The following is a 21,820-nucleotide window of genomic DNA, read 5'->3' as shown; positions in this document are numbered from 1 at the left end:
TGGCGACCCGCAAGATCGCCCCCGCGCTCGCCGCCGGCTGCACGGTCGTGATCAAGCCGGCCACGCTCACGCCGCTGACGACGCTGTTCTTCGCCCAGATCCTGCAGGATGCCGGGCTCCCCGCCGGTGTCGTCAACGTCGTCACCACCACGAACACCGGCCCCGTGTCCGAGCGCATCATCTCCGACCCGCGCCTGCGCAAGCTCTCGTTCACCGGCTCCACCCCGGTCGGTGTGAAGCTGCTGCAGCAGGCCGCCCCCGGCGTGCTGCGCACCTCGATGGAGCTGGGCGGAAACGCCCCCTTCGTCGTCTTCGAGGACGCCGACCTGGACAAGGCCGTCGAGGGCGCGATGCTCGCGAAGTTCCGCAACATCGGTCAGGCGTGCACCGCGGCCAACCGGTTCATCGTGCAGCGCGGCGTGGTCGAGGAGTTCACGCGCCGGGTCACCGAGCGGGTCCAGGGCATGAAGATCGGCCGCGGCACCGAGGAGGGCGTGCAGATCGGACCCCTCATCGACGACCGCGCCGTCGACAAGGCAAAGACCCTCGTCGGGGATGCCGTCGAGCGCGGCGCGACCGTCACGACCGGCGGATCGCCCATCGACGGTCCCGGAACGTTCTTCGAGCCCACCGTGGTGTCGGACGTGCAGCCGGGCAGCGACATCCTCCGCGAGGAGATCTTCGGACCCGTGCTGGCGATCATCCCCTTCGACGACGAGGACGACGCCGTGCGCCTCGCCAACGACACCGAGTACGGCCTCGTGTCGTACGTCTTCACCGAGTCGCTCGCGCGCGGTCAGCGCATGATCGACAAGCTCGAGACCGGGATGATGGGCCTGAATGTCGGCGTGGTCTCCAACGCCGCCGCCCCCTTCGGCGGCTGGAAGCAGTCGGGCCTGGGCCGCGAGGGCGGCGACGAGGGCATCCACGAGTACCTGCAGACGAAGTACACGCTGACGGCCAACCCGTACGCCTGATCGGGCCGCAGAAGACACCGGATGCCACGACCCCGGCGCCCCGCGAGGGCCCGGGGTCGTGGCATCCGCCGTTCCGTCCGGCGTCGATTCGACACAACGCAGGAGATTCTGCCCTCCGGCGGCCGATCCGGCACCGTGCGGACCTCAGCGATCGGAACTCCTGCGTTGTGTCTGCCTACGCGGGCGAAGGTCGCGGGCCGGGGGTGCTCGGCCCCTCCGCGGCCGCGCCGTCCCTACGGCCCCGTTCCGCGACACAACGCAGGAAACCGTGGGTCCATCGGGCCCCGGGGGCGCCCTTGTCGGGGAAAACTCCTGCGTCGTGTCGAGGGAGGACGAACGCGCAACGCCCCGGGCCGCGCCTCAGCCGTCCGCGTGACGATCGAGGAACGAGAAGACCTCCGCGTCGTCGACGCCCGGGAACATCCCGCGGGGGAGCGGGGAGAACATGTGCCGGTGCACGCGCGCGCTCGGCCAGGCCTTGCCCTGCCAGCGCTCGGCGGCCTCGGTGTCGGGGCGGCGGCAGCAGGACTCGTCGGGACAGTGCGAGACGCCGCGCTTGGGGGTCTCGCGCCCGCGGAACCATCGCGCGTCGTCGAAGGGCACCCCGACGGTGATCGAGAAGTCGCCGTCGCTCGTCGTCCCGGTCTGCGTCGAGCACCAGAACGTCCCCGCCGGGGTGTCGGTGTACTGGTAGTGCTCGGTCGTGCGGTTGTGCTCAGAGAAGGCGGAACGCGCCGAGAACTTCTTGCACACGATCTGCCCCTCGACACTGCCGGTGACGTCGGTCGGCAGCGGCAGCCCGTCGTTCTCGTAGACGCGCGAGATCGCCCCGTCGCCGTCGACCCGCAGGAAATGAAGACGGATGCCGAGATGCGTCGTCATGAGATTGGTCATGCGCATCGCGGCCGCTTCGTGCGTGACGCCGAACGCGTCGCGGAAGTCCTCGACGGCGAGGTTCTTGTCCTTCTTCGCCTGCGCGAGGAACGACATCGCGCTCGTCTCGGGCATCAGGCAGCACGCCGCGTAGTAGTTGATCTCGAGGCGCTGCTGCAGGAAGTCGGCGTAGTCGGTGGGCGGGCGGTGGCCGAGCAGGCGGTGCGCCATGGCCTGCAGGGCCATCGACCGCAGGCCGTGGCCTCCCGGGATGGATGCCGGGGGGAGGTAGATGCGCCCGTTCTCGAGGTCGGTGACCGAGCGCGCCGAGTGGGGGAGGTCGCTGACGTAGATGAGCTCGAATCCGAGCTGCTCGGCCATGATGCTCACCGTTCGGTGGGTGAGCGCCCCGGTGGAGTGCCCCGCGGCCTTCAGCTGCTTCTCGGCCAGTCGCTCGATGTCGGGCAGGTGGTTGTCGATCTCGCGCATGCGCAGGCGCAGTTCGGTGTTGGCGCGGCGCGCCTCTTCGGGGCTGGCGATCGTCGCGCGCTCGCGGCGCTGCAGTTCGCGGTGCAACCCCAGGACGGCTTCGATGGTGTCATCGCTCGTCCCCTTGCTGACCTTGACCGGGGGGATGCCGAGCTGGCGGAAGAAGGGGCTGGTCTGCGCCTTCTCGAGCTCGATCTCGAGGGCGGCGCGGCGGTTGGGCGGTTCCTGCGAGAGCAGTTCGGCGACCTCGGTCTCGGTCGCGCGGGCGATCTCCTGCAGGAGCGACAGCTTCGGTTCGCGTTTGCCGTTCTCGATGAGGCTCAGCTGGCTGCCTGCGACGCCGACCAGCGCGCCGAGCTCGTCGAGGGTGTAGCCGCGGGCGAGGCGGTGATGCCGGATGCGGTGGCCCAGAGTGGAGAGTTCGAAGGACGACGCCATTCCTTGACCATATCGAAAGATTCGCAGTTCTTGCAGCCATTATTTCTCGAAAGAGACGGTCTGATGCCCGCAACATGGGGGAAGACCACCGAATTGACTCCCCATCGAGGAGAACGACATGGCACTCGCCGACATCTTCACGTCCCGCACCACCGGCCGCACCGCCGCGGCTCCCGCCGCCCCCGTCCGCCCCGGTCACGGCGTGAAGCCGGCCGTCGAGGGCCCGGGGCTCGCCGCCCTCACCGCCTGGGTCGATCGGGTGGCCGCTCTCACGCAGCCCGACCGCATCCACTGGGTCGACGGCTCCGCCGCCGAGAACGACGCGCTGCTGCGCGAGATGGTCGCCGAGGGCAAGCTCATCAAGCTCAACCCCGAGTGGCGTCCCGGTTCCTACCTCGCCCGCTCGCACCCCGGCGACGTCGCCCGCCTCGAGTCGCGCACCTACATCGCCTCGGAGCGCGAAGAGGATGCCGGACCCACGAACAACTGGATCGCTCCTGCCGAGATCCGCGAGACGCTGGACGGCGTTTTCGCGGGATCGATGCGCGGCCGCACGATGTACGTCGTCCCGTTCTCGATGGGTGCCGTGGGCGGACCGCTCAGCCACATCGGGGTTCAGATCACCGACAGCGCCTACGCCGTGGCATCCATCGGCGTGATGACCCGCGTCGGCACCGCCGTCACGCAGCAGATCGCGAACGGTGCGCCGTGGGTCAAGACCGTGCACTCGGTCGGCGCGCCCCTCGCTCCCGGTCAGGACGACGTCGCCTGGCCGTGCAACGACGAGAAGTACATCGTGCACTTCTCCGACACCCTCGAGGTGTGGTCGTTCGGCTCGGGCTACGGCGGCAACGCGATTCTGGCGAAGAAGTGCTTCGCCCTGCGCATCGCCTCGGTCATCGGCCGCGACGAGGGCTGGCTCGCCGAGCACATGCTGCTCATCCGCGTGATCGACCCGAAGGGCACGGCCTACCACGTCGCCGCGGCGTTCCCCTCGGCCTGCGGCAAGACCAACCTGGCGATGCTCCGCCCGACGATCCCCGGCTGGCGCGTCGAGACGCTCGGCGACGACATCACCTGGATCCGCCCCGGCGAAGACGGACGCCTGTGGGCGATCAACCCCGAGGCCGGCTTCTTCGGCGTCGCCCCCGGAACCGGTGAGTCGACCAACGTCACCGCGATCGAGACGCTGTGGGGCAACACGATCTTCACGAACGTCGCCCTGCGCCCCGACGGCGACGTGTGGTGGGAGGGCCTGACCGACGAGGCGCCGCCGCACCTCATCGACTGGGAGGGCAACGACTGGACGCCGGCGTCGGGCCGCCCCGCCGCCCACCCGAACTCGCGCTTCACCGTCGGAGCCGCCCAGTGCCCGCAGATCGCGGAGGACTGGGAGGCCCCCGAGGGCGTGCCGCTCGACGTCATCCTGTTCGGCGGTCGCCGCGCCACGAATGTCCCGCTCGTGCTCGAGGCCACCGACTGGTCGCACGGCGTCTTCCTCGGCTCGACCGTGTCGAGCGAGAAGACCGCGGCGCAGGAGGGCACGGTCGGCGAGCTGCGTCGCGACCCGTTCGCGATGCTGCCGTTCTGCGGCTACAACATGGGCGACTACTTCGGCCACTGGCTCGAGGTGGGTCAGAAGCTGCGCTTCGACCGCGCGCCCCGCATCTTCCAGGTCAATTGGTTCCGCAAGGGCGACGACGGCCGCTTCCTGTGGCCCGGTTTCGGCGACAACGCCCGCGTGATCGACTGGATCATCCGCCGCGTCGACGGACAGGTGGATGCCGTGGACAGCCCGATCGGACGCCTGCCGCGCACCGAGGACCTCGACCTGTCGGGCCTCGACCTGCCCGCCGCCGACCTCGAGGAGCTCTTCGCGATCGACCGCGACTCGTGGCTCGCCGAGGCCGACCTCACGGAGGAGTTCTACGACACCTTCGGCACCCACCTTCCGGCCGCCCTGCGTGCCGAGCTCGCGTCGCTGCGGTACCGCCTCACGCGCGACTGACCGTTCCCGCCCCGCCCGCCGTATCGCGGGTGGGGCGGGCCGTGACTCGACGCCCCTCCCGCCGCCGCCCCCCGCGAGACAGCATCCGGCTGACAAGTCGGTGACATTCTGCAACCGACTTGTCAGCGAGACGCGGTCTCACGGCCCGCCGGCGGCCGCGCTCGCGCTCCGCCGCGCGCTCGCCCGCCGCCGCGAGCGCTCGCGCGGCCGGCCCGCTCAGACCAGCAGCTGGTGCGCGGCGAGGTCGCGATACAGGGGCGTGGATGCCACGAGCTCGCTGTGCGTGCCCTGCCCGACGACCCGCCCCCTGTCGAGGACGACGATGAGGTCGCTGTCCACGACCGTCGACAGCCGGTGAGCGATGACCAGCAGCGTCCGTCCCGCGGCGACCGCGTCGATCGCCTCGCGCATGCGCTGCTCGTTGACGCCGTCGAGCGAGGACGTCGACTCATCGAGCAGCAGGACGGGGGGAGCGGCCAGCAGCGCGCGGGCGATCGCGAGGCGCTGGCGTTCGCCGCCCGAGAGCATCACACCGTCCTCGCCGACGGGGGCGTCGACGCCGAGGGGGTTGCGGGCCAGGACGTCGCCCAGGTTGACCGCCCGCAGCACGCGTTCGCAGTCCGCGTCGGTGGCGTCGGGGGTCGCCAGTCGCAGGTTCTCGGCGATGGTTCCGGCGAGCGTCGGGGCGTCCTGCTCGACGTAGCCGAAGCGCGCCCGCAGGTCGTCGCGGGCGAGGTCCCGTGCGTCGACGCCGTCGACCAGGATCGCGCCCTCGGTGGGGTCGTAGAAGCGCTCGACGAGCGAGAGGATCGTGCTCTTGCCGGCCCCGGACGGCCCGACGAGCGCCACGCGCGCGCCGCGCGGGACCTCGAAAGACACCCCGCGCAGCACCTCGCGGTCATCGTCGACAACCGCGGCGGCGTCGTCGTCCGCCGCGGGTTCGAGGTGCACCTGCGCGAGCACCGAGCGAGCCTCGGCCGCGGCCGCCTCGCGCGCCTTGACGACGTGGTCGGGGTAGCGGAAGTGCACCTCGCGGAACGCCAGGGCCGCGGCATCCGGAACCGACGGGGTCGAGCCGGGCCGGTCGCCGTCCGCCTCGAGCGGAAGATCGAGCACCTCCTGGATGCGACCGAGTGCGCCGAGGGCTTGGTTGACCGAGGTGATCGCCCCGATCGCCGAGGCGAGGGGCTGTACGAGAAGAAACAGGAAGATGACGAACGTCACGAGCGAGGCGACGTCGATGGCCCCGGATGCCACGCGGTACCCGCCCACGCCGAGGACGACGAGCAGCGAGACCTGCAGAGCGACGAAGGCGATCGGCACGATGAACGCCGACACCCGCGCGATGCGCACGCCCGCGGCGTAGGCGGCCGTGGCGTTCTCGGTGACGGCGGCGATCTCGCGCTCGGTGGCGCCCGCGGCGCGGATCGTGCGGATGGATCCGACCGCCCGCTCGACGCCCGACGACAGCTCGCCGACCTTCTGCTGCTGGTCGGCGGAGGCCGCCCGGATCCGCGTGCTCAGCAGGACGACCACCGCGAGGGAGGCGCCCACGACCACGACGATGAGCGCGAGCAGCAGGGGGTCGATGAAGGCCATCGCGATGACAGCGCCGACGAGGATGAGGGCGTTGCCCACGGCATCCGCGAATCCCTGGGTGAGCACCGCGTACAGCAATGTCGTGTCTGTCCCGACGCGCGAGACGAGGTCGCCGGTGCGGCGGGCGTCGAACTCGCCGATCGGCAGACGCAGGATGCGCGCGATGAGCCGGCGTCGGCTCGAGAACACCACGGCGGTTCCGGTGCGCTGCAGCAGATAGTGCTGCCACCCCGAGATGAGCGACGAGAGCACGACGAAGCCGACCAGCAGCCACACCAGTGCGCCCAGCGGCACGTCGTCCTGCACGCGGGCGATGACCTGCCCGACGACGAGGGGCTGGGCCAGGGTGGCGCCCGCGCCGAGCACGCTGAGCACGGCGACGACGACCAGCGTGCGCTTGTGCTCGAGAAGGAACGGCAGCAGCTGACGGAACGATGCGCGAGGGCCTTCGGGCGCGCGGCGACCGCGCCGACCGCGCGCGGGAGCGGGAACGGACATGCTCATCCTCGGGAAGGTGATCGGGGTACTTCGACCGTACCTCCCGCCGCCGACACCGTCGGCCGCATCGAGGAGCGGGGACGACGGATGCCACGAGGCCGAGGCCCCGTGGCATCCGATTCCGAGAAGCGCTGCGCTTACGGTGCGGTGGCCCCGGCGGCGATGTTGTCGTCGTAGTCGACGTCCTTGGTCTCGGGCGAGAGCACCAGGGCGATCAGCGTCAGCACGCCCATCGCCGACAGGTACACGCCGACCAGCCACGGGTTGCCGTCGCCCGCGGCCCACAGGGCGACTGCGACGATGGGCGCGAGCGCCGCACCGAGGATCGACGACACGTTGTACGAAATCGCCGATCCGGTGTAGCGGGTGTTGGTGGGGAACAGCTCGGGCAGCACGGCGCCCATCGGCCCGAAGGTCGCCCCCATTAGCAGGAAGCCGAACACGAGGAATGCCTGGACCAGCGCGCCGGTGAACTTCGGGTCGGCCGCGGGCAGCAGGAACACCGAGAACAGCAGGCCGAAGACGATGATGCCGACGGTTACGCCGATGAGCAGGCGCTTGCGGCCGATCGCGTCGGCGACGGGGCCAGAGAGCATCGTGAAGACGCCGAAGAAGACCACGCCGATGATCTGCATGATGACGAAGTCGGTGTAGCCGAATCCGAGGCCGGGGACGTAGGCGGCGGCGTCGAACGCGGTGCCCGCCTTCTCGGCCGCGGCGGCGGCACCCTCGACCGTGGGCTTGGTGCCGTACGACAGCGTGAAGCTCGTCATGAGGTAGAAGAGCACGTAGGTCGCCAGCATGATGAACGTGCCGAGGATCAGCTGCCGCCAGTTGCGGCGGATGACCTCGCCGAGCGGGAACTTGCGGATCGCGCCGCTCTTCTCGGCCTTGGCGAAGGACTCGCTCTCGACGAGCTTCAGACGCACGTAGAGGCCGACGATCACCATGATCGCCGAGAACAGGAACGGCACGCGCCAGCCCCACGAGAGGAATTCGGCCGACCGCTGGGCGGTGCCGTCGGGGTGCGGCAGGGCGAAATTGATCACCAGGAAGACCGTGTTGGCGATGATGAAGCCGATCGGCGCACCCAGCTGCGGGAACGTGCCGAACAGGGCGCGCTTGCCCTGGGGGGCGTTCTCGGTGGCAACCAGCGCCGCGCCCGACCATTCGCCGCCGAGCGCGAAGCCCTGCGCGAGACGCATGATCAGCAGCAGGACCGCGGCCCACACCCCGATCTCGTTGAACGTCGGCAGGCATCCGATGAGGAACGTCGCCACACCCATGGTGAGCAGGGATGCCACCAGCGTGGCCTTGCGTCCGAAGCGGTCGCCGAAGTGGCCGAAGACGACGGCGCCCAGGGGGCGCGCGACCATGGCGGCGCCGAACACGCTGAACGACAGCAGCAGCGAGGTCGTCTCGTTGCCGGTCGGGAAGAAGAGGATCGGAAAGACCAGCACGGCCGCGGTGGCGTACGCGTAGAAGTCGTAGAACTCGATCGTGGTGCCGATGAGGCTCGCCGTGATGACGCGCGAGCGCGGGTTCGCCGGCGCGGCGGAGGTCGAGCGGGTGGAGGGGGATGAGGTGGTCATGACTGCCTGACGAGAGGAGTGTGCAATCGCGTCCGGGATGGGGCGCAGCGGTGGTGCACTGCAGTCACGAGGGTGGTGGTGAGGGAGCGCACGGGCGGAAGCACCGGCGACGTCCCCGAGTGGGGGACGTTCAGACCGCCCAGTCTATGCGCCGGCTGAGCGCGGCCCACGACTGCGCGTTCGTCGGTCCGCGGGCGATGACACGCCCACGGACGGTGTCGGAGCGCGTCAGTGCCAGATGACGGCGAGACCGGCGTTGAGAAGCGCGAGGATGCCGATGGGCCAGAAGATCGCGGGGGAGAGGGAGCCGTTGCGCTTCTGTCGGGCCGAGCCGATCCCCAGCAGCGCGCCGATCACGAGGAGCACGACGAGCTTGATGCCGATCTTGGCGTAGTTCAAATCGTGGTCGAGACCCCACGGCGCCGACAGGGCGAGACCGGTGACGAGCGAGATGACCAGGGCGTAGTTCATCAGGGGCGTCACCCGCCGACGTCGAGCCACCGCCTCGACGACCCACGCTCCGAAGAGGACGGCGAAGCCGACGAGGTGCACGAGGATGACGACGCTGCGCAGGATCTCCATACGGTCAGGGTAGGGATGCCGCCCACCCCGCGCCAGCAAGGTGCGCCTCACCCTCATGAGCCCGGGGCCGTCCGTGGGCGGTGGGTGAAATCGGCGGGTACGCGGGCGAAATACGGGGTCAGCGGGGTGGGGACCGCTCGGCGGATGTCACGGTGGAGCGGGAGCCAGGGTCGAGTGACGCACGTCGCCGTCGTCCGTCGCGCGTCCCGCGAGCTGGGAGGTACGAGTGGTCACCGTCGTCTTCATCGCGGACGACGCCGTCCACCCGACCACGAGCGGTGGGCGCGTCGAGCTGCGCGGTGAGCTCCGGGCGCTCGCGGCGGCGGGAGCGGACGTCCACCTCGTCGCCTTCCACCGCGAGAGCGTCGATGCCGCCGATCGCGAGCTCACGGCGGCGCTGGTCGCTTCGGCCACTTTCGTCCCGCGTGCGTCGTTCGGCGCGGCGACGGTTCGGCATCCGCTCCTTCCCTTTCAGATCTCGTCGCGGCGGCTCCCGAACTCGACGGCCCGTACCGTGGCGGGCCGTCTGCGCGGCGCTCGGCCGGACGCCATCCTGGCCAGCCACGAATGGACACTGCCCGCCGCGCGTGAGCTGGCGCGCCGATCGGGCAGCCCGCCGATCGTCCTGCGAAGCCACAACGACGAGTCCGCTTACTATCGATCACTCGCCCGCCACGCGTCGGGGAGGAAGCGGCTGTACCTCGGCGCCGAGAGCCGGCGCATCGACGCCGCGCTGCGCCGGTCCTCGATGTGGCGGGGAGTGCGGGCCATCGCGCCGATCTCGGCCGATGACGCGCCGGGCTACGCCGCCCTCGGCGTCCCGGTCGTCGTCGTGCCGCCCGTCTTCGAGACGAGCCCGGTACCGCCTCGTCGACGCCCTCTCGATCGGCGCACGATCGGCTTCGTCGGCGCGCTCGACTCCGCGCATACGGCGGAGGGGCTCAAGTGGTTCGTGACGTCGGTGTTCGCGCCGATGCGCGGGCGGCACGACGCGTGGGAACTGATCGTCGCCGGGCGTCGCGCCGATGCCGATCTGCGACGCTTCCTCCAGACCCGGCCGGGCGTGCGCTTCCTCGGCGAGGTCGATGATCCGGTCCGGGTGTACGACGAGGCGCGGGTGTTCGTCAATCCGATCTTCTCGGGCAGCGGAGTGAACATGAAGGTCGGCGCTCCGCTGGCCCGTGGCATCCCCGTGGTCACGACGACCTGGGGCGCGAGGGGGTTGTCCTCCCTCGGCGCGGCCCTGTGGTGCGCCGACGACGCCGACGACATGATCGCGGCGCTGACGCGGTTGCTCGTCGACGATGCGGAGTGCAGCCGTCGCGGTGCCGCCGGAGCGGCGGCGGTGAGCGCTCACCGGCCCGAGGCCGTCGGCGCCGCGCTTCTCGACCTCGTGCGTTCGGTGTGGACCCCCGCATGACGACATCCCTCACCGCATCCCGGCACGCGGCCCGCTCCCGCTCGCGAGCCCGGACGCGCGCGGACGACCGTGTCGAGACGCGACGGCGGCGGCTTCAGCTGGCGACGGTTCTCGTCCTCGGGGCGTGGTGGGGCACGGGCGGATCGCTCGTGAACCTGGTGATCGCGGGTCGACTCCCCGCCGATCGCATGTCGACCGGTCGCATCGCCGACACCGTCCTGGGTTCGCAAGTGCAGAACCTGGGGATGATCGCGTGCATCGTCGGATGCCTGGCAATCGCCGGGTGGAACCTGCTGACCCGGTCGGAACTCGTCCGACCGGCGGCGCCGTTGCTCGCCACGTTCGCCCTGTTCGCCAGCGTGTCATTCGCGAATCTGGTCGCCTCGGGCCAGGAGGTGCGATCGGGCTCGCGGATCGCCCTCCTGCTGGCGCTGACCATCTGGGTCCTGCAACCGCGTGTCGGCGACCTGCGACTGATCGGCGTCGCCGGTCTCGTCATCGTGGCGGTCTCGCTGGCGCTCCTGCCCTCGGGGAAGACCTGGATGCCGGCGGCCGACATCGTCCTGCAGGAGAAGGCGCTGATCGGCACCCAGCTGATGGCGGGTCCGTTCGGACAGAGCAACGTCCTGGGGCTCGCTCTGGCGGTGTGCGCACCGTTCGTCTTCCTCTTCCGACGCGTCGTCGTGCGCCTCGCCTCGTTCGGGGTCATCGGATGGTTCCTGATCCTGTCGGGCAGTCGCAGCGCGCTCATCGGCCTCGCCATGGCCGTGACGGTCGCGTTGGTGATCCTCGTCGTCCGCAACCGTCTCTTCTCCGGCGTCGTCGCCGCGGTCGCCGTGGTCGTCTTCGTCTGCGCGAGTCTGTGGCTGCCCTTGACGACCAACGACCCTCAGGCGTTCACGCAGCGCGGGTCGATCTGGATGATCTCGAGAGCCACCTGGGCCTCCGACAGCGCGCTGCTCTTCGGCAACGGCCTGTCCTACTACGGCATCGGGGGGCGGTTCGCGGTCTTCGAGCACGGCTCGCCGACCTATCACGGGCACAACGAGCTGCTCAGCGTGATGACGACCTCCGGGGTCGTGGCCACGACCGCTCTGCTCGCGATCTTCGCGACGGCCCTGGTGGGCGCGCTCCGGATGAGTGGCCGAGGACGACGCACGATGTTCCTCGTGGTGCTGGTCCTGCTCGGCAGCGGCATCGCCGAGACGCCCTTGCGCATCGACACCGTCGACTCCCTCGGCTGGTTGACCTGGTTCGCCCTCTTCGCCGTGACCGTGGCGACCACCCGAGAGGCCCGCGAGACCGGTCAGTCGGAGGGGGCGCCCCTGACGAGATCGAGATCGCGCGCGCGGTAGGTACGGCGGATCTGCTCGTCGTTGCCACGGGGGATGTTCGTCGCCATCAGGGCGGATCGCTGGGTGCCCGGGACAGCCGGATGATGCGTCGGGGTTGCGAACACCTGGCGGGGGACGTAGCCGCTGCGCAGCGTGGCGCGGTGCAGCCAGAGGTCATCGCCGCGGGGGCATTCGTCCAGGAAGGCCGTCCCGTACCGAACGGCCTCGGCGAGGACCGATGGCGGATACAGCACTCCTCCCACTCCGTTGAGGACGAGGCGCCGGTCGGGTTCCGACGTGTGCCCCATCCGCCACGTCCGGTAGGGCGCTACGGAGCCGTCCGCCAGGAAGCCCATGATCTCGCCCCGGTAGCCGACCGTGGTCGACGGGTTCTCCCGATGACGCTCCAGGAGGGTCTCCAGCCAGCGGAAGGGGTACAGCACGTCGTCGTCCGCCGTCACGAGCGGGACCTGTGCGTGGGGATGGGCGTGGGCGTAGGGGTAGTACTTCTTGTGGGCGCCCAGGTCGGGGCATCCCCGGATCTCGAGCCCGCGACGTGCGAGCGAGGTCAGGGTGGCGGGGAGGGGGCGGGCCAGGTCGCCCTCCGAGAGCCACAGGAGCAGTCGCGAGGGTCGCACCGATCCCGCCGCGATCGACTCGATCGTGGCGAAGACGGTGTCGATGCGGTGCCCGTACGACGTCAGGCTGACGACTACCGCTGCGTCGCCGACGACGGGTCGCCGTCGCCGCGGCGCCGTGAAGCGCCAGGAGGCGATACGCGCCCGTTTGCCGACGGCGGTGGTGATCTTTCGCACGAGCACGGGTGGGAACGTAGCAGCATGGCGCAGGGCGGCCCGATGCCGCTGCTTGACTGACGGGATCGTGAGGCGCGCGCCCGCTCGCCCCTGTTCTTCGTCGGAGGTCGTGTGAGGACGTCTCGTGCCGCGACGGCGACGACGTGGTCCGCCGTCTCCGTCGCCGTCACCTCGGTCGGACAGTTGGCCATGATGCTCGTCCTGGCGCGGGTGCTGGCGCCGGAGCAGATGGGTCTGGTGTCCACGGTGCTGGTCTTCTCGTCCTTCCTCGAGATCTTCGTGGGACTGGGGCTGACGGCCGCGCTCATCCAGCGTCGCGGCGTGACCTCGTGGGAGCGGGCGAGCGTCCACGCGGCCAACGTCCTGTTGGCGCTCCTGGGCTTCGCCGCGGTCGCCGCGCTGTGCGGACCGATCGCGAGCCTGTTCGGTGCGCCCGCAGCGGCACCCCTGATCGTGGTGTGCGCCGCGGCATTCGTGCTGACGTCGGCGGGACAGGCCTCGCGAGCGGCTCTGGAGAAGCGCCTGGACTTCCGGCCCCTGGGCATCGCCGACGCCGTCTTCGCCCTCACCTCGTTCTCGACGTCGGTCGCGCTCGCCGTGGCCGGCGCGGGGGCGATGAGCGCGGCGATCGGGCTGGTCCTGGCCGCGGGGGCGCGCACGACGGTCTTCATCGTGGCGGCGCGACGGATCGCGCCTCTGCGACTCCACCTTCGTCTCGCCGAGACGCGCCGGTTCTTCGGGTACGGCGTCTGGCAGTCCGCGGACGGCGTGCTCAACTACATCGGCAACACGCTCGCGACCATCGCCACGGGCTTCTTCGTCAGCACTGTGGCCCTCGGCGGATTCAACCTCGCCTTCACCATCGGGGTGAGTCTGGCGGGGCGGATCAGCCCGGTGCTGACGCGGGTGCTCTTCCCCTACTTCGCCATCATCCAGGACGAGAAGGATCGCGTGCGTACCGCGTACCTGCGTCTGCTCACGCTCGTCGGGCTCCTGAACATCCCTGTCCTCGCGTGTCTCAGCCTCATCGCGAACGATGTGATGACGCTCGTCTACGGAGAACGGTGGGCGTCCTTCGGCGGTGTCCTGGCCGTCCTGGCCCTCGCCGGTGCCATCCGCTCGCTGGGATACCCCGTCGGCTCCCTCCTGGCGGGGACCGACAGGTTGCGCCTCGGCGTCGCACTGAACGCCGCGCGCACCGTCGTCAACATCCCGCTCATCCTGGTCATGACATCCGTCTGGGGGATCGACGGCGCCGCGTGGTCGCTCGTCGTCATGGCGCTCGTCAGCTACGTGCTCGGCTACGTGTGCCTCACCCGGGTCGTGCCCACGTCGCTGCGCGCGTACCTGTCGGCCACCGTGGCTCCCCTCGTCGTCGCCGCTCCCCCCGTCGTCGCCGTGGCGCTCACCGGCTGGGCGCTCGAGACGGCCCCGGTCCCCCTCCGGTTGCCGGCGCAGGTCCTCGCGGGACTGCTGAGCTTCGTCGTGGCCGTTCTCTGCTCTCGTGACGGAACGGTCTCGCTGCTCGTCCACGAGACGAGGGCACGGCTCGCTCGCCCGCGGCGACTCGACATCGCCGTCGTCCTGCCCGCCGATGAGCGCTTCGACGGCACCGGCGGAGCCGTCGCGTCGTGGGTGCGCAACGCTTACGCGCGCGTCGGCGATCGAGCCGCCGTGGGCGTCTTCTGCCCGCGCGGGGGAGCGCCGTTCAGCCACGCCGTGTCGCGCGTGGGTCTCGCCGTCTTCGACCCGCTGGATGCCATCGTCCGCTCTCTCGCGCGCGCGGCCGGAACGCTGCTGCGGCGCAATCCCGATGGGATCGTGCGAGTGCTCACGCGCTCCGGCCGGCTGTGGATCTGGTGGATCGCCCCGTTGCTGCGCGACGCGGCGGTGGCCCACGTGCACAACGAGCCGGCCTACGCGGTGGCACTGCGCCGAGCGGGCTACCGCGGCCGGATCGTTCTGCACCTGCACAATGACCCGGTCGACGGCGTGCGTCGAGCCACCTCCGGTTCCTGGCGCGGGGTGTCCGCCGCGCAGATCCGCGAGGCGGTCGACGTGTGGGTCTTCTGCAGCGAGCATCTGGCTCGTCTCGCGCGGCAGCGTCTGGGGATCGCCGAGACGGTCGTCATCCCGAACGGTGCGACGGTACCCGATGCCCGACCCTCGTGGCATCCCGTGGGCGACCCGTTGCGCGTGGCGTTCGCCGGGCGTCTCGTTCCCGAGAAGGGGGCGGTCGAGGCTGCCGAAGCCGTCCGCGTCCTCGCGGGACGCCGCCCCGTCGTCTTCGACGTCTACGGGGGCAAGGCCCCGGGCGCGGCCGTCGGGGAGTCGCCCTATACGCACCGTCTGCGGGCGGTCGCCGCCGAGGTCGAGGCGGCCGCACCGCACGCGCGGGTGCGCATCCGCGGCTTCGTGCCCCCCGACGTCATGACGTCGGAACTGGCCGATGCGGACGTCTTCCTCTACCCCTGCCGCTGGGAGGAACCGTTCGGCATGGTCCTGCTGGACGCGATGGTCGTGGGCACGCCGGTGGTCTCGGTACGCCGGGGCGGCATTCCCGAGATCGTCGGGCCCGAGGGCGGGGGCGAGCTCCTCGACGCCGCCCCCACCGCCGAGGAGCTCGCCGATGCGGTCGAGCGGGTGGCCGACGATCCGCGGTACCGGCAGCGACGCCGGGCGGCGCACGCCGTCGCCCGGGATCGATTCGGGTGGGATGCGATCGCCGAGAGACTGCTGCAGACGACCGTCCCCCGACGATCGGAGGGGGAGCGGTCTTCAGTGGGCGGCTGACGACAGGACCTGCGCGAGCGATCGGGCGGCACGGCGTGACGTGCCGAGCACCGGGACAGGCCCGGTGACGGTGTCCTCGCGCAGGGCGGCGACGGCATCGTCCATCGCGTACGCCAGTTCCGCCCAGTCCGCGGTATCCGCCAGCATGTCGTGTTCGCAGTGAGTGGCCTGGATGGGTGTGCGCAGGCCGATGGAGCGGGGATCCCGCCGGGCGAGCGCCAGGCACAGCAGACGGAAGGCCGCGTGGCGGAGGGGACGCAGGCCCCACGGGCGGGGCCAGCGCTCCGTCCGGGTCAACGCGGCCCTCACGTAGCCGAGACCCGGCGGAGTGACGTGGGAGCCGAGGATCCGCCACGACAGTTCGTCCCAGGCGCCGCCGCCGTACGACATGAGCACGTGGCGCCACGCGTCGGCGCGGAACGCGTCACCGCGGACCGCGAATGTCGACGTGCCGCCGGGGACGTGCGCCCACCCGTCCCCGCGGTCGACGATGGCGCCGTGCTCGGAGGCGAGGGCGTAGAGCAGGCGGTAGTCGTCGCCGCCGTCGACGAGGTGGGTCAGGGCGTCCGGTCGGTGCAGGTGATCGTCCTCCACCAGATAGATCAGATCGTCTCCGGCGGGGGCGAGGTGCCTCCGCACGGCCCGGAGCGCGGGACGCCAGGACCGTGCGGCCGTCCCGCCGCGCACGGCGACGATTGCGTCGACGTGGTCGAGGAGCGCGGTCACCGCCGCCGGCATACGGCGCCCCGATGAGATGTCGACGATCGCCGTGACCCGCACGTCGATCCCCTGGGCTCGGGCGCGCTGAACCGCGATCAGCACCGAGGCGATGCAGCGGTCCTTCGTGTACCACGCCGGGCGGTTCTTGCGGTTCTCGCCCGGCGTCGTGCGCAGCACCACGTGAAGCAGAGGTCGATGACGGTCGGGTGGCAGGGGAGCCGCGGGCATACGTCCGAGTGTGTGCTGTCGCCACCACCCCCGCTTCGCACCCGGGCGCCGCCGAATCGGGTGAAGCGATCCGTGCCCGCGGGTGAAGGGGGTCGTCGGGGGCCCACGGCCCGCAGCGTCAGCCGCGCAGCTCCCGCAGCACGAGGGCGGTGCGGATCGCGGCATCCGCGGCCTCCTCGCCCTTGTCCTCCTTCGAACCCTCGAGGCCCGCGCGGTCCAGGCCCTGCTGCTCGTCGTCGAGGGTCAGCACGCCGAACCCGACGGGCTTGCCCGTGTCGAGCGCGACGCGGGTCAGACCGTCGGTGGCTGCCGACGAGACGAACTCGAAGTGCGGCGTCCCGCCCCGGATGATCACGCCGAGCGCGACCACGGCATCCGCTCCGCCGTCGAGAGCGGCCTTCGCCGCGACGGGCAGCTCGAACGACCCCGGTACGCGAACGACGCGGTAGGTCGCGCCGGTCGCGTCGAGCACGCGCTTCGCCCCGGCGATGAGGCCGTCGGTGATGACCTCGTGCCAGGTGCCGGCGATGACGACGACGTTCAGGCCCGAGGCGTCGACGCCGCCGGTCTCGGGTGCTCCACTGCCGGCCATCAGGCGCTCTCTTCCTTCATGTGCGCGAGGGCGTCGCGCAGGTCGTCCTCGGCGATGATGTGGCCCATGCGGTCGCGCTTCGTCTCGAGGTACTGGTGGTTGTTCGGACCGACGCCCACGAGCAGCGGTACCTGCTCGACGACGTCGAGGCCGAAGCCGCGCAGCTGGTTCACCTTGTCGGTGTTGTTGGTGAGCAGACGCACCTGTTCGACACCGAGGTCGGTGAGGATGCCGGCGGCCGCGGCGTAGTCGCGCGCGTCGGCGGGCAGACCCAGGGCGAGGTTGGCATCCACCGTGTCCATACCGCGCTCCTGCAGGTTGTACGCGCGCAGTTTGTTGATGAGGCCGATGCCGCGTCCCTCGTGTCCGCGCATGTAGATGACGATGCCGCCGTCGCGGTCGATCGTGTCGAGGGCGGCCTCGAGCTGGGGTCCGCACTCGCACTTCAGTGAGCCGAACGCCTCGCCGGTCAGGCACTCCGAGTGCACGCGCACGAGCGGCGCCGGCTCGGTCAGGTCGCCCGAGACCACGGCCAGGTGGTCGGTGCCGGTGACGCGGTCCTTGTAAGCCAGGAAGCGGAAGGTGCCGTGCGAGGTGGGTACGTTCGACTCGGCGCGCAGGCTCACGCGGCGCTTGGGCGCGGCGGTCGCCGGCAGCGGATCGGTCTCGTTCAGGTGAGCGATGAGCTGCTCGATCGTGATGACCGGGATGCCGTCGCGCTCGCCGAGCTCGAAGAGCCCGGGCAGGCGCATCATGCTGCCGTCCTCGGCCACCACCTCGGCGATCGCGCCGACGGGCTCGAGCCCCGCGAGACGCATGAGGTCGACCGCGGCCTCGGTGTGCCCGGCCCGTTCGCGCACGCCGCCGTCGACCGCGCGCAGCGGAAGCACGTGCCCGGGACGGATGAGGCTGTTCGGAACCGAGGCGGGATCGGCCAGCACGGTCAGGGTGTGCGCGCGGTCGGCGGCGCTGATGCCGGTCGTCACGCCCGACGCGGCGTCGACGCTCACGGTGTACGCGGTGCCGCGGGCATCCTGGTTGACCTCGACCATCGGGGGCAGATCGAGGCGATCCGCCCACTCGGCCGGCATGGGCGCGCAGACGTAACCGCTCGACCAGCGCACGGTCCACGCGAGCCACTCGGGGGTCGCGAGCTGCGCCGAGATGATGACGTCGCCCTCGTTCTCGCGGTTCTCATCGTCGGCGACCAGGATCGGCCGGCCCTGACGCAGGGCCTCCAGGGCCTCGGGGATGGTGGACAGGCTCATGCGGAGCCCCTCTCGGTCTGCGCGGCCGCGGCCGCGGGATTCTCTGTCGTGCGGAAGGCGAGCATGCGCTGGACATGACGCGCCAGGATGTCGGTCTCGAGGTTCACGGGCGTGCCGGCCTCGGCGCGGCCGAGGGTCGTCGCCTCGAGCGTTTCGGGGATCAGCGAGACCTCGAGCCACGGCTCGGGGTCGGAGGCCGCGCTGACGGCGCTGACGGTGAGCGAGACGCCGTCGATCGCGATCGAGCCCTTGTCGACCACGAGCGGGGCGAGGGCGGACGGGATGCCGACGCGCACGACGCTCCACTGCGCGCCCGGGCGCACCTCGCGAACGATGCCGGTGCCGTCGATGTGGCCCTGCACGATGTGGCCGCCGAGGCGACCGTGCGCGGCGGTGGCGCGCTCGAGGTTGACCGCGCGCCCCGGCGCGACGTCGGCGAGCGTCGACATGTCGAGGGTCTGCTTCATGACATCGGCGGTGAACCAGTCCTCGCCCTGGTCGACCACGGTCAAGCACACCCCGCTGACCGAGATCGAGTCGCCGTGGCCGGCGTCCGACACCGACAGCGGTGCGCGCAGCGTCAGACGCACGCCGTCTCCCGACGGCTCGACGGCGGTGACCGCGCCGATCTCTTCGACGATTCCGGTGAACATCAGGCTTCTCCTCTGTTCTCGTGGGTGCCGGCGGCTTCCGAGCCGGTCGGGTGGGGCACGGCGACGATCAGCAGGTCGTCGCCGAGGGTCTGCAGGGATGCCACGTCGAGGCGTCGCGCGTCGGCGATGGTCGGCACGCCCAGGTCGCCGAGCGCCAGGCGCGAGCCGCCGAGCAGGACCGGCGCGACGTAGACGAGCACCTCGTCGGCGAGGTCCTCGCGCACGAACGCGCTCGCCAGGGTCGGCCCGCCCTCGACGAAGACGCGCTGCACGCCCCGGCCGGCCAGATCGGCGAGCACGGCGTGCAGGTCGTGCGTCGCGTAGAACAGGGGCTCGCGCGGGTGGCGGCGCACGGCGGCATCCGCACCCGTCTCGCTCGCGCCGATGATGACGGGCAGCGGCTGCGCGTCGAGGAGCGAACCGTCGGCCGCGCGCGCCGTGAGGGCGGGGTCGTCGGCGCGAACCGTGCCGGTGCCGGCGACGATCGCATCGGCCTCGGCACGACGGGCGTGCACGTCGCGACGCGCGGCGGGGCCCGTGATCCACTGGCTCGACCCGTCGTCGGCCGCGGCGCGCCCGTCGAGGCTCTGCGCCCACTTGACGCTCACGTGGGGGCGGCCGGTGCGCTGCAGGTGCACCCAGTCGTGGACCAGCTCGGCGGCGGCGGTGGCCTCGGTTCCGGACTCGACGTCGACCCCGGCGGCGCGCAGGCGAGCGGCCCCGCCGGTCGCGGCGTCGGTGGGATCATCCAGGGCGTAGACCACGCGTGCGACACCGGCGTCGATCAGGGCGAGGGCGCACGGGCCCGTGCGGCCGGTGTGGTTGCAGGGCTCCAGCGTCACGATCGCGGTCGCGCCGCGGGCGGCGCCCGGGGCGAGCTGCGAGAGGGCGTCGACCTCGGCGTGCGCGGTTCCCGCCCCGCGGTGATAGCCCTCGGCCAGGATCCGGCCGTCGGGCGAGACGATGACGGCACCCACCTGCGGGTTGAGCCCGCGCGGGCCGCGCCGGGCGAGCTGAAGTGCTCGCCGCATGGCGTCGATCTCGACGGCGGATGCCATTTCCCTGTCCTTCCCGCGAAGTCGGGGCAGGGTCAGCGGGAGGGCGCGACGCGCCGTCCGTGCTGCCTCCTATCCGGACTAGCGCGGGCGGACCCTCGCATCACCGTCGGTTCCGGAATTCCACCGGATCGGCCCCACCGCTTCGCGGCGGGGTTCGCGGACTGTCACCGCCGGTTCGGATTCTCACCGACCCCGGAGCACGTTGTTTGCACTTCGAAGTGTAGTCAACGCGCGGTTTGCGGTTTCATTCCCCGACTTCTGGCGACGTTTTGTGGTAGCCGGACCGCGTGCCGGGAACCGGAGGGACTGCGTGCCGCGGGGTGCTGTTCACTGTCATCCGTCGCTCGGACGGCGGGCCGCACCACCGTGCGCCCGAAGGGAGAGACGAGCGTCGCATCCCTCGACCCCGCCACGCTGGAGTTCACTTCAGCAGACGCGACAGTCGACGGTCCGCGAGCAGCTTGCCGCCCGTCTGACAGGTGGGGCAGTACTCGAGGGAGTTGTCGGCGAAGAACACGCTGCGTACCTCGTCGCCGCACACGGGGCACGCCTCGCCCCGCCGCCCGTGCACGCGCATGCCCCGCCGCTTGGCATCCTTCAGCTCGGCCGGTGGCTTTCCGCGCGCCTCGTCGACCGCTTCGGCCAGCGTCGTGGTCATCGCCGTGAACAGACGGTCGACCTCGTCGTCGGACAGGGTGGCGGCCAGCGCGTACGGCGTCATCTTCGCCGCGTGCAGGATCTCGTCGGAGTAGGCGTTGCCGACCCCGGCGATGATGGATTGGTCGCGGAGCACCCCTTTGATCTGCGTGCGACGGTCCGCGAGGAGGGACCCGAAGGCGACCCGGTCGAAACCCGCGCTCAGCGGGTCGGGCCCCAGACGTGCGATGCCCGGCACCTCGGCGGGGGAGTGCACCGCGTACACGGCCAGCGACTTCTTCGTCCCCGCCTCGGTGAGATCGAACCCCGAGCCGTCGTCGAAACAGACGCGCAGCGCGATCGGTGTCTTGCCCGGCTTGACGATCGTGGTGGGCAGGGCGTCGTACCACCGCAGCCACCCGGCCTTGGCGAGATGGAAGACCAGATGCACGCCAGCGTCGGTCGCGATGTCGAGGAACTTGCCGTGGCGATCGACGCCCGTGACGTGCGCGCCGACCAGCGCGGTCAGCGGTGGGTCGTAGGTCTTGAGTGCGTTGATCGCCGACACGGTGGCCTTGTCGACGCGCAGCCCCGTGACGCGACCCCGCAGGAACTCGACGAGCCCCTCGACCTCAGGCATCTCCGGCATGCGGCCATGCTGCCACGCCCCTCCGACATCGGGGGCGGGCCTTGCGCCCTAGCCGAGCACCGGCCACGAGACCGGCACGCGGTCGTCGCCGCGCAGCAGTCCGCCGATCCACAGGTCGGACCGGCCGAGCGCGTTGACGTGCGCCCCTCGCAGCAGACCCTCGTAGCGGAACCCCAGTGACCGCGCGACCCGCGCCGAGCCGGTGTTGCCCACCACGGCCCGCCATTCGATCCGCTCGACCGCAGGACGCTCGGGCGCGAAGCCCCAGTCGACGACGGCGCGCGCCGCCTCGGTCGCGACGCCCCGGCCACGCACGCGGGACGACACCCAGTACCCGATCTCGGGTCCGCCGCCCGGCAGGTTCGCCAGTCCCACCATCCCGACGAGGCGGCCGTCGAGGCGGATCCCCCAGGTCGCCTCCGACCCGTCGGCCCACCATCGGCGTGTCAGCTCGACGAACGTCTCGGCATCGGCCGGGAGGTAGGGGGAGGGAACCGTCGTGAACCGCTGGATCGCGGCATCCTGGCACTCGGCGTGGATCGCGGCGACGTCGCCGTCGCCCGGCGCCGACAGCTCGAGGCGAGCGGTGTGCAGGACC

Annotated in this window: 17 protein-coding genes; 5 read left to right on the top strand and 12 right to left on the bottom strand. The window is 71.2% G+C overall.

From position 1 onward, the window contains the following. The coding region (locus QZ433_RS10330) for an aldehyde dehydrogenase family protein (RefSeq protein WP_295782898.1) at positions 1 to 977 on the top strand (977 nt) is incomplete at its 5' end. A 360-nt stretch (positions 978 to 1,337) separates the two neighbouring features. On the opposite strand, the gene QZ433_RS10325 is transcribed toward QZ433_RS10330, so the two are convergent. Then, positions 1,338 to 2,777, bottom strand: coding sequence for a helix-turn-helix transcriptional regulator (locus QZ433_RS10325; protein ID WP_295782895.1), 1,440 nt, complete (start codon positions 2,775 to 2,777; stop codon positions 1,338 to 1,340). A 118-nt stretch (positions 2,778 to 2,895) separates the two neighbouring features. Here QZ433_RS10325 and QZ433_RS10320 point away from each other — a divergent pair, with 118 nt between their 5' ends. Beyond that, positions 2,896 to 4,785, top strand: a complete 1,890-nt coding sequence (locus tag QZ433_RS10320) for a phosphoenolpyruvate carboxykinase (GTP) (protein WP_295782893.1) — start codon at positions 2,896 to 2,898, stop codon at positions 4,783 to 4,785. Positions 4,786 to 5,001: 216 nt separating this feature from the next. Here QZ433_RS10320 and QZ433_RS10315 read toward each other — a convergent pair whose 3' ends face one another. The 3 genes from QZ433_RS10315 to QZ433_RS10305 form a co-directional block, all read right to left on the bottom strand. After that, on the bottom strand, positions 5,002 to 6,882 hold the full coding sequence (locus QZ433_RS10315; protein WP_295782891.1) for an ABC transporter ATP-binding protein: 1,881 nt from the start codon (positions 6,880 to 6,882) through the stop codon (positions 5,002 to 5,004). Positions 6,883 to 7,019: 137 nt separating this feature from the next. Beyond that, positions 7,020 to 8,474 carry an MFS transporter gene (locus QZ433_RS10310; RefSeq protein WP_295782888.1) on the bottom strand — a complete coding sequence of 485 codons (1,455 nt, stop codon included), beginning with the start codon at positions 8,472 to 8,474 and terminating at the stop codon, positions 7,020 to 7,022. Between the two features lie 228 nt (positions 8,475 to 8,702). Beyond that, positions 8,703 to 9,056, bottom strand: a complete 354-nt coding sequence (locus tag QZ433_RS10305) for a Fe-S protein (protein WP_295782887.1) — start codon at positions 9,054 to 9,056, stop codon at positions 8,703 to 8,705. Positions 9,057 to 9,282: 226 nt separating this feature from the next. Here QZ433_RS10305 and QZ433_RS10300 point away from each other — a divergent pair, with 226 nt between their 5' ends. Together QZ433_RS10300 and QZ433_RS10295 are read left to right on the top strand one after the other, a co-directional pair. After that, positions 9,283 to 10,476 (top strand): glycosyltransferase, encoded by a 1,194-nt coding sequence (locus QZ433_RS10300; protein ID WP_295782885.1) that lies wholly within the window; start codon positions 9,283 to 9,285, stop codon positions 10,474 to 10,476. Then, a complete protein-coding gene (locus QZ433_RS10295; protein ID WP_295782883.1) occupies positions 10,473 to 11,831 on the top strand; it encodes an O-antigen ligase family protein in 1,359 nt (452 codons plus the stop codon). Before QZ433_RS10300 ends, QZ433_RS10295 begins: the two co-directional genes overlap by 4 nt. On the opposite strand, the gene QZ433_RS10290 is transcribed toward QZ433_RS10295, so the two are convergent. Then, a complete protein-coding gene (locus tag QZ433_RS10290) occupies positions 11,783 to 12,631 on the bottom strand; it encodes a hypothetical protein (RefSeq protein WP_295782880.1) in 849 nt (282 codons plus the stop codon). The two genes, QZ433_RS10295 and QZ433_RS10290, sit on opposite strands and share 49 nt — an antisense overlap. Before the next feature lie 105 nt (positions 12,632 to 12,736). On the opposite strand from QZ433_RS10290, the gene QZ433_RS10285 reads away from it, so the two are divergent. Next, complete coding sequence (locus QZ433_RS10285; protein ID WP_295782878.1) at positions 12,737 to 15,418, top strand: MOP flippase family protein; 2,682 nt, start codon at positions 12,737 to 12,739, stop codon at positions 15,416 to 15,418. Here QZ433_RS10285 and QZ433_RS10280 read toward each other — a convergent pair. The 7 genes from QZ433_RS10280 to QZ433_RS10250 form a co-directional block, all read right to left on the bottom strand. Then, positions 15,404 to 16,366 (bottom strand): hypothetical protein, encoded by a 963-nt coding sequence (locus QZ433_RS10280; protein WP_295782876.1) that lies wholly within the window; start codon positions 16,364 to 16,366, stop codon positions 15,404 to 15,406. The two genes, QZ433_RS10285 and QZ433_RS10280, sit on opposite strands and share 15 nt — an antisense overlap. Positions 16,367 to 16,484: 118 nt before the next feature. Beyond that, entirely contained in the window at positions 16,485 to 16,958 is a 474-nt protein-coding gene (gene ribH, locus QZ433_RS10275; RefSeq protein ID WP_295782874.1) for a 6,7-dimethyl-8-ribityllumazine synthase, read from the bottom strand. Continuing rightward, positions 16,958 to 18,226 (bottom strand): GTP cyclohydrolase II, encoded by a 1,269-nt coding sequence (gene ribA, locus QZ433_RS10270; RefSeq protein ID WP_295782871.1) that lies wholly within the window; start codon positions 18,224 to 18,226, stop codon positions 16,958 to 16,960. The genes ribH and ribA overlap by 1 nt, the downstream gene beginning before the upstream one ends. Next, positions 18,223 to 18,879, bottom strand: coding sequence for a riboflavin synthase (locus QZ433_RS10265; RefSeq protein ID WP_295782870.1), 657 nt, complete (start codon positions 18,877 to 18,879; stop codon positions 18,223 to 18,225). The genes ribA and QZ433_RS10265 overlap by 4 nt, the downstream gene beginning before the upstream one ends. After that, the gene (gene ribD, locus QZ433_RS10260) at positions 18,879 to 19,937 is read right to left on the bottom strand and encodes a bifunctional diaminohydroxyphosphoribosylaminopyrimidine deaminase/5-amino-6-(5-phosphoribosylamino)uracil reductase RibD (RefSeq protein WP_295782867.1); all 1,059 of its coding nucleotides are present in this window, start codon (positions 19,935 to 19,937) and stop codon (positions 18,879 to 18,881) included. The genes QZ433_RS10265 and ribD overlap by 1 nt, the downstream gene beginning before the upstream one ends. A 421-nt stretch (positions 19,938 to 20,358) precedes the next feature. Further along, positions 20,359 to 21,222, bottom strand: coding sequence for a DNA-formamidopyrimidine glycosylase family protein (locus QZ433_RS10255; protein WP_295782865.1), 864 nt, complete (start codon positions 21,220 to 21,222; stop codon positions 20,359 to 20,361). Between the two features lie 48 nt (positions 21,223 to 21,270). Then, a complete protein-coding gene (locus tag QZ433_RS10250) occupies positions 21,271 to 21,816 on the bottom strand; it encodes a GNAT family N-acetyltransferase (protein WP_295782900.1) in 546 nt (181 codons plus the stop codon). Positions 21,817 to 21,820 lie beyond the last annotated feature (4 nt).

Source organism: uncultured Microbacterium sp. (assembly GCF_913776565.1).
GTDB lineage: Bacteria > Actinomycetota > Actinomycetes > Actinomycetales > Microbacteriaceae > Microbacterium.
The sequence above is the reverse complement of the archived record's forward strand: the minus strand, read 5'-3'. Positions and strand labels throughout refer to the sequence as shown.

What these genes read in the sequence shown, in the direction of transcription:
- QZ433_RS10325 (WP_295782895.1), bottom strand. Translation starts at nt 2,777, where the DNA reads ATGGCGTCGTCCTTCGAACTCTCCACTCTGGGCCACCGCATCCGGCAT.
- QZ433_RS10320 (WP_295782893.1), top strand. Translation starts at nt 2,896, where the DNA reads ATGGCACTCGCCGACATCTTCACGTCCCGCACCACCGGCCGCACCGCC.
- QZ433_RS10315 (WP_295782891.1), bottom strand. Translation starts at nt 6,882, where the DNA reads ATGTCCGTTCCCGCTCCCGCGCGCGGTCGGCGCGGTCGCCGCGCGCCC.
- QZ433_RS10310 (WP_295782888.1), bottom strand. Translation starts at nt 8,474, where the DNA reads ATGACCACCTCATCCCCCTCCACCCGCTCGACCTCCGCCGCGCCGGCG.
- QZ433_RS10305 (WP_295782887.1), bottom strand. Translation starts at nt 9,056, where the DNA reads ATGGAGATCCTGCGCAGCGTCGTCATCCTCGTGCACCTCGTCGGCTTC.
- QZ433_RS10295 (WP_295782883.1), top strand. Translation starts at nt 10,473, where the DNA reads ATGACGACATCCCTCACCGCATCCCGGCACGCGGCCCGCTCCCGCTCG.
- QZ433_RS10280 (WP_295782876.1), bottom strand. Translation starts at nt 16,366, where the DNA reads ATGCCCGCGGCTCCCCTGCCACCCGACCGTCATCGACCTCTGCTTCAC.
- ribH (WP_295782874.1), bottom strand. Translation starts at nt 16,958, where the DNA reads ATGGCCGGCAGTGGAGCACCCGAGACCGGCGGCGTCGACGCCTCGGGC.
- ribA (WP_295782871.1), bottom strand. Translation starts at nt 18,226, where the DNA reads ATGAGCCTGTCCACCATCCCCGAGGCCCTGGAGGCCCTGCGTCAGGGC.
- QZ433_RS10265 (WP_295782870.1), bottom strand. Translation starts at nt 18,879, where the DNA reads ATGTTCACCGGAATCGTCGAAGAGATCGGCGCGGTCACCGCCGTCGAG.
- ribD (WP_295782867.1), bottom strand. Translation starts at nt 19,937, where the DNA reads ATGGCATCCGCCGTCGAGATCGACGCCATGCGGCGAGCACTTCAGCTC.
- QZ433_RS10255 (WP_295782865.1), bottom strand. Translation starts at nt 21,222, where the DNA reads ATGCCGGAGATGCCTGAGGTCGAGGGGCTCGTCGAGTTCCTGCGGGGT.